The organism is Microbacterium sp., assembly GCF_031988965.1.
GTDB lineage: Bacteria > Actinomycetota > Actinomycetes > Actinomycetales > Microbacteriaceae > Microbacterium.
The window spans coordinates 1-11,112 of record NZ_DALZXX010000100.1 but is presented as its reverse complement, the minus strand read 5'-3'; the positions used below and the strand labels follow the sequence as shown (position 1 = coordinate 11,112).

The window sequence follows — 11,112 nt, the reverse complement described above, 5'->3', positions numbered from 1 at the left end:
GCGCTCGAGCTCGCCGCCGAGGCCGCGGCGGCATCCGAGATCCCGGTCGGGGCGGTCGTGCTCGACGCGGCGGGGGTCATCGTCGCCGAGGGGCGCAACAACCGCGAGGCGACGCATGATCCGACCGGGCACGCCGAGGTCGAGGCGCTGCGCACGGCCGCGGCATCCGTGGGTTCATGGAACCTCGACGGCCACACCCTCGTGGTGACCCTGGAGCCCTGCCTGATGTGCGCGGGCGCCATCCTGCAGGCCCGCATCGGCCGCGTGGTGTTCGGCGCCTGGGACGAGAAGGCCGGCGCAGCGGGGTCGATGTACGACGTGCTCCGGGATCGCCGTCTGCCGTATCGCGCCGAAGTCGTCGGAGGTGTCGAGGCGGACGCCGCGACACGGCTGCTGCGGGACTTCTTCGAACAGCGCCGTTGATCCGGGGACTCGGTCAGTCCGAGGACTTGAGCACGAACACGTCGGTCGAGGGCTCGGGGTCGAGGGACGGTCGGTAGACGTCGGGCTCGATGTAGATGACCCGTGCGATCGGCAGCGCCTCGCGGATGCGCGCTTCGATCGCGTCGATGTCCACCGCGGCTTCCCGCAGCGGCTTGTCGGCGTTGAGTGCGATCTTCGCGGCCACCATGAGCTCATCGGGCCCGAGGTACAGGGTCTTCATGTGGATGATCTTCTCGATCTCGTCGCCGGCGTTGATCGCGTCGACGATGCGGTCGTGATCCGCCGTGGTCGCGCCCTCACCGACGAGCAGGCTCTTCGTCTCGACTCCGAGCACGATCGCGATCAGCACCAGAAGGATGCCGATCATCAGCGTGCCGAGCGCGTCGAAGACGGGATTGCCGGTGATGACCGTGAGTCCGACGCCGAGCAGGGCGAAGGTGAGGCCGGTGAGCGCCCCGACATCCTCGAGCAGCACGACGGGCAGCTCCGGCGCCTTCGCGCGGCGCACGAACGACACCCACGACTGATCCTTGTCGCGAACAAGGTTGCTCTCCTTCACCGCGGTGCGCAGCGAGAACGACTCCAGCCCGATCGCGACCACCAGCACGACGAGAGGCAGCCACCACCAGGTCTCGTCGAGCTCGTGCGGGTGGGTGAGCTTGTCGATCGCCTCGTAGATCGCGAACAGTCCACCGACCGAGAACAGGATGATCGAGACCACGAACGCGTAGACGTAGCGCTCGCGCCCATAACCGAACGGATGCGCCCGGTCGGCCTCGCGCTTCGCCTTGCGCCCGCCCAGCATGAGCAGCAGCTGGTTGCCGGAGTCGGCGACCGAGTGGATGGCCTCGGCGAGCATCGACGCCGATCCCGAGAGCGCCCACGCGAGGAACTTCGCCAGGGCGATGCCCAGATTCGCCAGGAATGCCGCGATGATCGCCTTGCTGCCGCCCGATGCACTCATGCGATGAGTCTAGATCGGCTACCCGGCAGACGCCGGGTGCGCCCGCCGTAGGATGACGACATGGCTGACTCTCTTCCCGCTCTCGCTTTCCTCGGTGCCGGTTCGATGGGTGGTGCGATCCTCCGAGGGGTGGTCGCATCCGGCATCCGGGTCGATGGCGGCATCACGGCCACGAACCGCACGCCCGAGAAGGCCGCGACGTTCGCCGACCTCGACGGCGTCACCAGCATCGCCCTCTCCGAGACGTCTGACGGCAACGCGACGGCGGTCTCGACGGCGCGGATCGTTCTCGTCGGAGTGAAACCCGCGATGGTCCCCGACCTGCTGCGCGAGATCGCACCGCATCTGGGCGACGACGCGATCGTCGTGAGTCTCGCCGCCGGCGTCACGCTGCAGACCTTCGCCGACAATCTCGGTGCCGACGTCCGCGTGATCCGGTCGATGCCGAACACGCCTTCGACGGTCGGCAAGGGGGTCACCGGTCTCGCGGCGGGTGCGGCGGCATCCGCTGACGACCTCTCTCTCGTGCATCGCCTGTTCGAGACGGTCGGCGCCGTGGTCGAGGTCCCGGAATCGCAGATCGATGCGCTCTCGACCATCTCGGGCTCGGGCCCTGCCTACGTCTACCTGCTGATCGAGGAGCTCACGAAGGCCGCCATCGGCATGGGCTTCACCGAGGCCGACGCGCGGACGATGGTCGAGCAGACCTTCATCGGCGCCACCGCGCTTCTCGACGCCTCGGGGGAGGAGCCCTCCGAGCTCCGTCGACGCGTCACGAGTCCGAAGGGCACCACGGAGCGGGCCGTCGCGGTGCTGCAGGACGCGCACCTCGAGCGCACGTTCTCGGACGCCGCAGCCGCAGCTCTCGCACGGGCGAAGGAACTCGCCGCAGGCGCCTGACATGCAGCTGCGGTTCACGGGAGAGATCTGGTTCTGGCGCGGTCCCGCGCCGTTCCACTTCGTCACCGTGCCGCCGGTCGAGAGCGAGATGATCGGCGAGGTCGCGAGCGTCGTCACGTACGGATGGGGCATGATCCCGGCATCCGTGACGATCGGGAACACGACAGTGACCACCGCGCTCTGGCCGAAGGACGGCGGCTACATCGTCCCGGTCAAGAAGCTGCTGCAGGATCGCGAGGGGATCGGAGTGGACGACGTCGTCGAGATCGTCCTCGACATCGACGCCTGACGCTCAGCGGTCGAGCGAGGCGAACCGCTCGATGTCGCTGTTGGTGCCCGAGACGATGATCAGGTCGTGGTTCGTGACGATGGTGTTCGCCTCGGCGTAGCGGAACGGCTTTCCGGGGCTCTTCACACCGACGACGGTGACCTTGTACTTGCTGCGCACCCCGGACTCGTTGAGACCCACGCCGCGGATGAATTTGGGCGGATACATCTTCGCGAGCACGAAGTCGTCGTCGAAGCGGATGAAGTCGAGCATCCGGCCGGAGACGAGGTGCGCGACGCGCTCGCCGGCCTCGCGCTCGGGGTAGATCACGTGGTTCGCGCCCACCCGCGCGAGGATCTTGCCGTGGGACTGCGAGACGGCCTTGGCCCAGATCTGCGGCACCTTCAGGTCGACGAGGTTCGCGGTGATCAGCACCGAGGCTTCGATCGACGAGCCGACGGCCACGACGGCGACCTGGAAGTCCTGGGCGCCGATCTGGCGCAGCGCGTCGATGTTCTTGGCGTCGGCCTGCACCGTGTGCGTGACACGGTCCGACCATTTTTGCACGAGCTCGAGGTTGTCGTCGATCGCGAGCACCTCGCGGTCGAGGCGGTCGAGTTCGCCCGCGCAGGCGGCACCGAACCGGCCGAGACCGATGACGAGGACGGGAGCGTCGCCCCGGAGGACTTCAACCAACGATCGGCCTTTCCACGGGCAGTGAGTAGTACTGCGTTCGCGACGTCGCGGCGACCGCCGCGGCGAGAGTCACTGTACCAACGCGCCCCATGAAGATGGTGACGGCGAGCACGTAGGCGCCGGCATCGGGCAGCTCGGCGGTGAGCCCGGTCGAGAGCCCGACGGTGGCGAAGGCCGAGATCACGTCGAAGAGCACGTGGCTGATGTCGGCCTTGGTGATCTGGGCGATGATGATCGTCGACAGGGCGACGATCGTGGCGCCCCAGGCGACGACGCTGAGGGCGACGCGCTGCACATCGCTCGGGATGCGGCGGCCGAACGCCTCGACCGACTGGCGGCCCTTCGCCTCGGACCACACGGCGATCGCGAGCACGGCGAGAGTCGTGACCTTGATGCCGCCGGCCGTGGAGGCCGAGCCGCCGCCGACGAACATCAGCATGCTGGCGGCGAGGAGCGACGAGCCGTTGAGGTCGTCCATCTCGATGACGTTGAAGCCGCCGGAACGGGTCATCGCCGACAGGAAGAAGGCCTGGAACGTCGTGTCCGCGGCATCCATCGAGCCGAAGGTCTTCGGGTTCGCGTACTCGAGGATCAGGAACACCGCTGCGCCCAGCACGAAGAGCAGCACGGTCGTGACGAGCGTGAGCTTGGTGTGCAGTGACCACTTCTTCACGTGCCACACGTGCTTGGCGAGCGTGTAGATCACCGGGAAACCGATGCTGCCGAGGAAGACGCCGACCATGAGCAGCGACAGCACAAGATAGTCGTCGGCGAACACCGCGACTCCGCCCGCGTTCGGCGCGAACCCGGTGTTGGTGAACGCCATCGCGGCGAAGTACGGCGCCTCCCACAGCGCTGCGATGGGCTCGACCCCGGCCATCACGAGGGCCGGATACAGAAGGATCGCGAGCGCGCCCTCGATGATCAGCGCCGAGAGCGCGACGGTGGTGAGCAGCTGACCGACCTCGCCGAGACGCACGGTCTGGCTCTCGTTCACGACACCGCCGTGTGCCCGCAGCGGGTTCGTGTCTCCCGCCGCCATGAGCTTGGCCCGCAGGCCGAGGCGCTTCGAGATCAGCATCCCCATGAGCGACGCGAGGGTCAGCACACCCAGGGCGCCGATGTTCACACCGACGAACACGAGCACATGACCGAACGGAGACCAGTGGGTCGCCATGTCGACGGTCGAGAGGCCCGTGACGCAGATGGTCGAGACCGCGGTGAACAGAGCATCGGCCAGGGGAGTCACCGTGCCGGTCGCCGAGGCTATCGGAAGGGACAGCAGCACGGTGAACACGAGGATCAGCAACGCGAAGATCACGATCGCGAACCGTGACGGCGACGACGTGATGAGGTGCTTGCCCCACGACGCGGCGCTCTCGAGCCGCTGTCGGGGCGACGACGCCGAAACGAGGCCCGACATCGCGTCCCCCTTCGCTTGGCCTCCGCATGAGCGGTCGCTCGACATGGTCACCGAGCCTTCGTCATGGTACTCCGTGCCGGGGACGACTACCCTGATCACATGACCGACATCTTCGACGTGATCGCAGACGGCACGAGGCGCGACATCCTCCAGCTCCTCCTGCGCCGCACGTCAGAAGGCGATGCCGGCACCAGCGTGAGCCACATCGTCGCCGACCTGGGCATCAGCCAGCCCACCGTCTCGAAGCACCTCAAGGTGCTTCGCGAGGCCGATCTCGTCAGCGTGCGAGAAGACGGGCAGCGCCGGTTCTACAGCCTCGCCGTCGAGCCTCTCGAGGCCGTCGACGACTGGCTCGTGCCGTTCCTGATGGACGCGTACGGCGACGATGCGCCGGACGTCGACTACCCCGGACTGCCGCTCCCCGACGGCGCGGCACACGCCGCAGAGGTCGTCGGCCGCGCCGCGGCATCCGCGAAGCACGTCGTGGCGACCGCCCTCAAGCGACTCGGCGGCTGACCGCCGCACACGCACATCGCCCCCGGCGACAGGGGGGCTTGTCGTCGGGGGCGAGGCTGCGGGCCCCAGCCCGCGGGGACTCGGATGGTGCCATCATGAGTCCTGCGCTCAGCGTCCCAGATGATTCTGAGCGGACCCGGCATACCTCCTATGACTCCGCTGGGATCCCGTCCGCAGTGGTGATCGGCCTCATCTTCGAGCGGCCCGCCGGCCGAAGAGCCATGCACCCCAGCACATCGAGACCGCCAGGATCGCGAGGCACCAGCCCACGGCCCACAGAGCGGATGCACCGACAGTCGCATCGGTGAGCAGCCCCCTGATCGTCTCGACGATCGGAGTGATCGGCTGATTGGCCGCGACCGGCTGCAACCACGCGGGCATGCTCGCCACCGGCACGAAGGCGCTCGAGAGGTAGGGGAGGAACAGCAGGATGAAGCCGTAGCCGTTGGCGCCCTCGGGGCTTCCCGCGGCGAGCCCGATCGCGGCGATCGCGCGGCAGCGGCCTGAGCCCCCTGGAGGTCGCGGTCCGGGAATCCGCGCTCTATGACCGCGTGATCACGGCGGATGAGTTCCCGGCGCTGCGCCGAGCGATCGATGACGGCATCTTCCTGTCGCCCGCGGATCCGTTCCGTTCGGGATCGAGCGCGTCCTCGATGGGGTCGCCTCGTACATCGACGCGCTGGATCGAGGCGGAGCGCACGAGGTATCCCCGGAGTGGACCGCGCTCGATCCTGCAGAGGTCGCCGGCGACAAGCGCGTCCGTGACGCGCAGAAGGCGGTGCGCGATGCCGAGAAGAGTCTGCGCGCCGCACACCGACTCGAGCGGCAGGCCCTGCGCGAGGCGCGCGAGCGACGTGCGCGGTCGAAGACGTCGGGCTGAGAGGTCGTGGTCGCCGGGTAACCTCACTGATCACACGAGTCACGTGGGTTTACACGCGTCCCAGATTGCCCATAGAGTGTGCACAAATCCAGAAAGGGGTACGTGGGATGCCCGAGGTTCCTGATGTCCGGTTCCTTACGGTGGCTGAGGTCGCCGAACTCATGCGCGTGTCGAAGATGACCGTATATCGGATGGTGCACGCTGGGGAGCTGCCGGCCATCCGCTTCGGCCGCAGTTTCCGCGTGCCGGAGTCCGCTGTCGCGGAAGCGCTGCAGCGACCCATCGCCGACGTCGGCTAGCCTTCTCGACCGCGTGTCTCGTCCGTCACCGATAGTGTGACGGTGAGGCCCCGTTCAGTTTGCTAGACTGATCCGAGGCATTTTTCCGTGCCCGTACCCGGGTGTCCGTCACCGTGCGACGCCCAGCCACTGACTTAGTGAGGTTTCCGTGGGTTCTGTCATCAAGAAGCGCCGCAAGCGCATGGCGAAGAAGAAGCACCGCAAGCTGCTTCGTAAGACTCGCCACCAGCGTCGCAACAAGAAGTAAGCGACCAGACACGAGCGCCTGTCTCCGGACGGGCGCTTTGTGTCTCTACCCCCGGTTTCCCACCCGTCGCAGGAGCATTCCATGAAGTCGATCACCGTCACCGAGCTCGCCGAGCGCTCGAACACTCCGCTCATCGATGTGCGCGAGGTGGGTGAGTTCGAGGCGGGGCATGTTCCGGGCGCGATCAACATCCCGATGTCCGAGATCGGCAACAGGCTGGAAGAGCTCCCTGCCGAGTCGTTCGACGTCATCTGCCAGGCAGGCGGCCGTTCCGCCCGCGTCGTCGAGGCCCTCGAATCCCGCGGCTACGACGCCACGAACGTCGAGGGCGGCACCGGCGAGTGGATCGCACAGGGGCGCGCTGTCGAGGTGCCGTCGGCGTGACCACGCTGACCCTCATCGGCAAGCCCGACTGTCATCTGTGCGATGTCGCGTCCGACATCATCGATGCAGTGGTCGCCGAACTGCCCGATGCTGCCGCTGAGCGCATCGAGATCGTCGAGGCATCCATCCAGGACGACCCCGCACTCTACGAGCTGTGGTGGGAGAAGATCCCCGTCGTCCTGATCGATGGAGAGCTGCACGCGCACTGGCGGCTGTCAGCCGATCGACTGCGTGAGGCTCTGGAAGACGCCGTCCAAGAGGACGCGCTCGGAAAGGAATCACGATGATCCGTCATGTCGTCACCTGGAAGCTCGCCGCCGAAGACGACGGAGAGCGCGCCGCGCAGGCTGCTGAGGTCGCTCGCCGACTCAACGCTCTCGACGGTGTCGTGCCGCAGCTGCGCTCGATCTCGGCAGGCGCGAACATGGCGTATCCCGACGCGAACTGGGACGTCACGCTCGTCGCGGACTTCGATTCGATCGCCGCGCTCGAGGAGTACCAGGTGCACCCGGCGCACGAAGAGGTCGTGGCCTACGTGCGCTCGGTGGTCGCTTCGCGAGTGGCCGTCGACTTCGAGGTCTGACCCGCCGGACCATGTCGGAAGACCTGGCGAGATCGCAGAACGGCGACCGCATGGGTGAGATCGCCTGGCGTGATGTCACCGTGGCCTGGTCTCGTCCGTCCCGGCTCGATGACTTCACCGGCGCCGACCTCGCCCTGATGGGGTCGGAGCAGGTCGATCGGTTCCATCAGCTCACGGGTGACCGCGCACTGGCCTTCCTCGCCGGGCGTTCTCTGATCCGCGATCTGGTGCGCCGCGTTCGCGGTCGAGGCGAGGTCGTCCTCGACAGCCGCTGCGAGCGATGCGGGGCGCACCACGGGCCACCGCGGACCGACGGCGTCTCTCTGAGCGTGAGTCACGCCGACGATCTCGTCGTGGTCGCCGTCACCGCGCGCCCGGCTCTGCTCGGCGTCGATGTCGAAGCGATGGGCGCGTCCTTCCTCAGGGGAGAGCTGCAGGCGCTGTTCCCTGATTCCCCGGAGCCGGATCTCGCGGGATGGACGCGCATCGAAGCGGCCGTCAAGGCGGACGGCCGGGGGCTGTTGATCGATCCGGGAACGGTGACGCTGCGGCGACGGCCGCGATCCGCGGCTCCTCTCGCCTGGGAAGCCGTCGTCCCGGGGCGCAGAGTCCCGCTCGAGGTCGTGACGCTCGCTGGTCCGCCCGAGCACGTCCTGAGCGTCGCGCTCGGCTGATGCGGACTGGGGTCAGATCGCGGGAGCGATCGTCACCGCGCTGACGGGCCGCTCGCCGGACGGCGGGAGAGGCGGGAGCGCATGCTCATCGATCCAGGTGCGCACCAGCGCGCGAGCCGTGGAACCGGCGAGCTCGTCGACCAGGCCGAGGAAGTCGTCGCTCGTGACGGCGAGCCGTGCGAACCGGTCCGTCCACTCGCGGACGAACGCGAAGAAATCGTCGTCGCCGATCGTGAGGCGCAGCGCGTGCAGGGTGAGCGCCCCGCGCTTGTAGACACGATCGTCGAACATGTCGTTCGCGCCCGGATCTGAGAGCACGAGATCGTCGGGAAGGGATCGCAGGTGGTGGTGATGCGCCACGGCCAGTGAGTGGGCTGACGGCCCGCCGGATGCCTCGGCCCACAGCCATTCGGCGTAGCAGGCGAAGCCCTCGTTCAACCAGATGTCCTGCCAGCGTGCGACCCCGACGCTGTTGCCGAACCACTGATGCGCGAGCTCGTGCGCGATCAGGCGGTCGCTGCCGCCGACGCCGTCGACGTGGTTCGCGCCGAAGATGGCCATGCCCTGGGCCTCGAGCGGTATCTCGAGGTCGTCGGGGGTGACCACGACCTTGTACGACTCGTAGGGGTACGGGCCGAACGCCTGCACGAACGTGCGCATCATGTCGGGAAGGGCGGCGAAGTCCGAGCGCACCCGGGCGGCGAGCTGCCGGGGGTGGTACAGGCGCCCCGGAGTGAGGCCGAGGTCGACCCTGTCGTCGTCGTACTGACCGATCTGCACCGTCATCAGGTAGGTGGCGGTCGGCACCGGCTGCTGGAAGGTCCAGCGCGTGCGACCGCGCTGCGTCGACCGTGTCGCCGTCCCGCCGCTCACGACGGTGTATTCCGGGTCGGCGGTGATCTCCAGGCGATAGGTGGCCTTGTCCGAGGGCACGTCGTTGCACGGGAACCACGTCGGAGCGCCGGTGGGCTGCGATGCGACGAGCACGCCGTCTTCGAGCTCCTCCCAGCCGAGCAGACCCCAGCGCGTGCGACGCGGCGAGGGCGCGCCCGAGTAGTCGACGCTGACGGTGATCTCGCGACCGCTCTGCTGCTCGCTGCCGAAGACGACCTTGAGACGGCGATCGTCCTGACGGAACGACGCGGACCGGTCGCCGCTCACCCGCACCTTCGTCGCCTTGAGCCCGACGAGGTCGAAGGAGATGTGCCTGGCGTCCTCCTGCATCTGCAGTCGGATCGTCGCCGTGCCGGAGAGCCGATTCGTCGTCACGCGGTAGTCGATCGCGAGGTCGTAGTGCAGCACTCCGTAGCGTCGGTCGCCGCTGTGCGGGGTGTAGGGATCGACGGTCATGCGCCAGTGGCCTGGTAGGACCGCACCTTGACGGCGCGCCACGGACCGATGGGATTCCCGCTCCACCGGCTGCCGACCGGTACGAATTCCCCGCGCATCACGAGCGAGGCGGGCCCCACCGTGGCATCCGAGCCGATGGTGGCTGCAGGCAGGATCACGCTGTGCGGCCCGAGGGTCGCACCGTTCTCGAGGGTCACTGCATCGATGCTCATCACTCGATCATGGAACAGATGCGTCTGAACCACACATCCGCGGTTCACCGTGGCGCCGTCGCCGAGAGTGACGAGGTCGGGCTCGGGCAGCCAGTAGCTGTCGGTCCAGACACCTCGACCGATCTTCGCTCCGAGGGTGCGCAGCCAGATCGCGAGTGCGGGTGTGCCGGAGGCGGAGTTGGCGAACCAGGGAGCAGCGACCATCTCTGTGAACGTGTCGGCCACCTCGGTGCGCCAGACGAAGCTCGACCACAGCGGATGCTCACCCGCTCTGATGGGGCCGACGATGAGCCACTTGGCAGCGGTGGTGATCAGCGCGGCGACCGCACCCGCGGAGAGCATCACGGCGCTCGAGAGCGCGACGGCCCAGCCGAGACCCCAGGCGTCGACCGCTGCGGCCAGCGCGAGCATGACCGCCAGCCCGAGCGCGCACGTGACGAGCACCGGGATGATGCGGCACAGCTCCCACAGAGCGCGAGCGATGCGCAGGCCGGCACGTGGACGATAGGTGCGCTCGAGATCGGAGTCGTTGACCACGCGCCGCAGCCGCGCGGCGGGCGAGCCCAACCACGATGAGCCGGCCTTCGCCTTGGGCGGCGCGACCGACAGCACGGCGACCAGACCGTCTCGCGGCACGTTGTGCCCGCCTGCGGCCATGCCGGAGTTGCCGAGGAAGGCGCGCTTGCCGATGCGTGCGGTGCCCAGACGCATCCATCCTCCCTGCAGCTCGTAGGTCGCGACCATCGTGTCGTCCGCCAGGAAGGCGCCGTCGGCGATGGTCGTGAGCTTCGGGATGAGAAGCACCGTCGACGCCTCGACGTCGCGGCCGACGTCGGCGCCGAGCGCGCGCAGCCATACGGGGGTGAAGCTGCTGGAGTACAGCGGGAAGAGGAACGTACGAGCCGAGTCGAGGAGGCGCTCCGTCGTCCATGCCTGCCACGCGATCCGCGAGCGGACCGGGTAGACGCCCTCGCCGATCCCGACACCCAGCACACGCACGATGAGCAGGACCAGCAGGGCGAACACGAGGCCCGCGACGAGGACGGAAGGCACGATCATGGCGAGGATGCCGGGAATCGCTCCGACCAGGGAGCCCGCGCCGCGCATCCCCTGTGCCAGCAGCCAGCCCCCGGCCGCCAGAGCGATGACGGGGAGGATGCCGAGGAACGCCGATGACGCGGCATAGGCCCACAGCCATCGCGTGCGGCTCGGCGGACGCCCCTCGGCGAACGGCGTGGACCCCCCGCCGACCCGTGCTGCGGGGGAACCGGC

General features: G+C 68.2%; 16 protein-coding genes. 10 read left to right on the top strand and 6 right to left on the bottom strand.

Annotated elements, in window-relative coordinates; all coding sequences use genetic code 11:
- A partial coding sequence (locus RTM68_RS13885; protein ID WP_312171909.1) for a nucleoside deaminase occupies window positions 1-423 on the top strand: 423 nt, incomplete at its 5' end.
- A gap of 13 nt (window positions 424-436) precedes the next feature.
- On the opposite strand, the gene RTM68_RS13880 is transcribed toward RTM68_RS13885, so the two are convergent.
- Entirely contained in the window at window positions 437-1,408 is a 972-nt protein-coding gene (locus RTM68_RS13880; protein ID WP_312171907.1) for a cation diffusion facilitator family transporter, read from the bottom strand.
- Between the two features lie 60 nt (window positions 1,409-1,468).
- Between RTM68_RS13880 and proC the strand changes: the two genes are divergently transcribed.
- Window positions 1,469-2,308 (top strand): pyrroline-5-carboxylate reductase, encoded by an 840-nt coding sequence (gene proC / locus RTM68_RS13875; protein ID WP_312171904.1) that lies wholly within the window; start codon window positions 1,469-1,471, stop codon window positions 2,306-2,308.
- A 1-nt stretch (window position 2,309) separates the two neighbouring features.
- Window positions 2,310-2,597: a DUF1905 domain-containing protein gene (locus RTM68_RS13870; protein ID WP_312171901.1), complete on the top strand. Its 288-nt coding sequence runs from the start codon at window positions 2,310-2,312 to the stop codon at window positions 2,595-2,597.
- Between the two features lie 3 nt (window positions 2,598-2,600).
- Here RTM68_RS13870 and RTM68_RS13865 read toward each other — a convergent pair whose 3' ends face one another.
- Window positions 2,601-3,272 carry a TrkA family potassium uptake protein gene (locus tag RTM68_RS13865; protein WP_050721759.1) on the bottom strand — a complete coding sequence of 224 codons (672 nt, stop codon included), beginning with the start codon at window positions 3,270-3,272 and terminating at the stop codon, window positions 2,601-2,603.
- Window positions 3,265-4,695 carry a potassium transporter TrkG gene (locus RTM68_RS13860; RefSeq protein ID WP_312171894.1) on the bottom strand — a complete coding sequence of 477 codons (1,431 nt, stop codon included), beginning with the start codon at window positions 4,693-4,695 and terminating at the stop codon, window positions 3,265-3,267. Before RTM68_RS13860 ends, RTM68_RS13865 begins: the two co-directional genes overlap by 8 nt.
- Before the next feature lie 99 nt (window positions 4,696-4,794).
- Between RTM68_RS13860 and RTM68_RS13855 the strand changes: the two genes are divergently transcribed.
- Entirely contained in the window at window positions 4,795-5,211 is a 417-nt protein-coding gene (locus RTM68_RS13855; protein WP_312171891.1) for a metalloregulator ArsR/SmtB family transcription factor, read from the top strand.
- A gap of 189 nt (window positions 5,212-5,400) precedes the next feature.
- On the opposite strand, the gene RTM68_RS13850 is transcribed toward RTM68_RS13855, so the two are convergent.
- Window positions 5,401-5,592, bottom strand: coding sequence for an ABC transporter permease (locus tag RTM68_RS13850; protein WP_312171888.1), 192 nt, complete (start codon window positions 5,590-5,592; stop codon window positions 5,401-5,403).
- Between the two features lie 606 nt (window positions 5,593-6,198).
- Here RTM68_RS13850 and RTM68_RS13845 point away from each other — a divergent pair.
- The 6 genes from RTM68_RS13845 to RTM68_RS13820 all read left to right on the top strand — a co-directional run bounded on the left by RTM68_RS13845 (window position 6,199) and on the right by RTM68_RS13820 (window position 8,278).
- Window positions 6,199-6,390 (top strand): helix-turn-helix domain-containing protein, encoded by a 192-nt coding sequence (locus tag RTM68_RS13845; protein WP_053098849.1) that lies wholly within the window; start codon window positions 6,199-6,201, stop codon window positions 6,388-6,390.
- A gap of 148 nt (window positions 6,391-6,538) precedes the next feature.
- Window positions 6,539-6,637 (top strand): 30S ribosomal protein bS22, encoded by a 99-nt coding sequence (locus RTM68_RS13840; RefSeq protein ID WP_003792170.1) that lies wholly within the window; start codon window positions 6,539-6,541, stop codon window positions 6,635-6,637.
- An 81-nt stretch (window positions 6,638-6,718) separates the two neighbouring features.
- Window positions 6,719-7,021, top strand: a complete 303-nt coding sequence (locus tag RTM68_RS13835) for a rhodanese-like domain-containing protein (RefSeq protein WP_312171885.1) — start codon at window positions 6,719-6,721, stop codon at window positions 7,019-7,021.
- Window positions 7,018-7,308 (top strand): glutaredoxin family protein, encoded by a 291-nt coding sequence (locus RTM68_RS13830; protein WP_312171884.1) that lies wholly within the window; start codon window positions 7,018-7,020, stop codon window positions 7,306-7,308. The genes RTM68_RS13835 and RTM68_RS13830 overlap by 4 nt, the downstream gene beginning before the upstream one ends.
- Complete coding sequence (locus RTM68_RS13825; RefSeq protein ID WP_312171883.1) at window positions 7,305-7,604, top strand: Dabb family protein; 300 nt, start codon at window positions 7,305-7,307, stop codon at window positions 7,602-7,604. Before RTM68_RS13830 ends, RTM68_RS13825 begins: the two co-directional genes overlap by 4 nt.
- An 11-nt stretch (window positions 7,605-7,615) precedes the next feature.
- Complete coding sequence (locus RTM68_RS13820) at window positions 7,616-8,278, top strand: hypothetical protein (RefSeq protein WP_312171882.1); 663 nt, start codon at window positions 7,616-7,618, stop codon at window positions 8,276-8,278.
- 12 nt (window positions 8,279-8,290) lie between these two features.
- On the opposite strand, the gene RTM68_RS13815 is transcribed toward RTM68_RS13820, so the two are convergent.
- Window positions 8,291-9,628 (bottom strand): M1 family metallopeptidase, encoded by a 1,338-nt coding sequence (locus RTM68_RS13815; RefSeq protein ID WP_312171880.1) that lies wholly within the window; start codon window positions 9,626-9,628, stop codon window positions 8,291-8,293.
- A partial coding sequence (locus tag RTM68_RS13810; RefSeq protein WP_396654233.1) for a Pls/PosA family non-ribosomal peptide synthetase occupies window positions 9,625-11,112 on the bottom strand: 1,488 nt, incomplete at its 5' end. The genes RTM68_RS13810 and RTM68_RS13815, both read right to left, overlap by 4 nt.

Bases quoted from the DNA above. Each gene is read 5' to 3' on its own strand.
- RTM68_RS13820 (WP_312171882.1), top strand. From the start codon at position 7,616: ATGTCGGAAGACCTGGCGAGATCGCAGAACGGCGACCGCATGGGTGAG.
- RTM68_RS13825 (WP_312171883.1), top strand. From the start codon at position 7,305: ATGATCCGTCATGTCGTCACCTGGAAGCTCGCCGCCGAAGACGACGGA.
- RTM68_RS13870 (WP_312171901.1), top strand. From the start codon at position 2,310: ATGCAGCTGCGGTTCACGGGAGAGATCTGGTTCTGGCGCGGTCCCGCG.
- RTM68_RS13835 (WP_312171885.1), top strand. From the start codon at position 6,719: ATGAAGTCGATCACCGTCACCGAGCTCGCCGAGCGCTCGAACACTCCG.
- RTM68_RS13860 (WP_312171894.1), bottom strand. From the start codon at position 4,695: ATGTCGGGCCTCGTTTCGGCGTCGTCGCCCCGACAGCGGCTCGAGAGC.
- RTM68_RS13845 (WP_053098849.1), top strand. From the start codon at position 6,199: ATGCCCGAGGTTCCTGATGTCCGGTTCCTTACGGTGGCTGAGGTCGCC.
- RTM68_RS13855 (WP_312171891.1), top strand. From the start codon at position 4,795: ATGACCGACATCTTCGACGTGATCGCAGACGGCACGAGGCGCGACATC.
- RTM68_RS13850 (WP_312171888.1), bottom strand. From the start codon at position 5,592: ATGCCCGCGTGGTTGCAGCCGGTCGCGGCCAATCAGCCGATCACTCCG.
- RTM68_RS13880 (WP_312171907.1), bottom strand. From the start codon at position 1,408: ATGAGTGCATCGGGCGGCAGCAAGGCGATCATCGCGGCATTCCTGGCG.
- RTM68_RS13815 (WP_312171880.1), bottom strand. From the start codon at position 9,628: ATGACCGTCGATCCCTACACCCCGCACAGCGGCGACCGACGCTACGGA.
- proC (WP_312171904.1), top strand. From the start codon at position 1,469: ATGGCTGACTCTCTTCCCGCTCTCGCTTTCCTCGGTGCCGGTTCGATG.